Source organism: Nguyenibacter vanlangensis, from assembly GCF_013376155.1.
Lineage (GTDB): Bacteria > Pseudomonadota > Alphaproteobacteria > Acetobacterales > Acetobacteraceae > Gluconacetobacter > Gluconacetobacter vanlangensis.
Genome location: NZ_JABXXP010001286.1, coordinates 1 through 513, shown reverse-complemented (window position 1 = coordinate 513; position 513 = coordinate 1). Strand labels below are relative to the sequence as shown.

General features: G+C 68.4%; 1 protein-coding gene and 1 pseudogene. Both read left to right on the top strand.

Annotated elements, in window-relative coordinates:
• A pseudogene (locus HUK84_RS22640) lies at positions 1–263 on the top strand (FUSC family protein); the annotation flags it as partial.
• Positions 260–513, top strand: a 254-nt coding sequence (locus HUK84_RS22635) for a mannitol dehydrogenase family protein (protein WP_456306695.1), incomplete at its 3' end; no start/stop codon positions are given. The pseudogene HUK84_RS22640 and the gene HUK84_RS22635, both read left to right, overlap by 4 nt.

Below are 513 nucleotides of genomic sequence, written 5' to 3'. Positions count from 1 at the left end.
CGCAGCTCGGCCGCCGCTGCGAGCGCGAAGCCAGAACGCGCCGCCGCCATCGCCCGCAGAACGAGGACGGGGCGACGGCGGTCCTGACAGTGCTGCATCACCCGGGTCCCGACTGGAGCCCGGTGATGCAGTTCACCCTGGCGATGCTGCATGCCGACCTGGACCGCGCGGTTCGCGCGCTCTGGTCCGGATGCGCCGCATCGCCGCACGACGTACCCCACGAGGTACCGACCAAGACCGAGAAGGAGAAAGAGGCGACATGATGAACCGGACCATTCTGGAGTCACTGCCCGCCGGCATTTCCGCTCCGGGCTATGACCCGTCCGCAATCCGCACCGGGATCGTCCATTTCGGCGTCGGCAATTTCTTCCGGGCGCATGAGGCATTCTATGTCGATCGCTGCCTGGGCCTGCCCGGCCAGCAGGGCTGGGGCATCGCCGGCGTCGGGCTGACCGGCGGCACGCGCTCGGAACGCAAGGCCGAGACGTTCCGCGCGCAGGATTGCCTCTATTC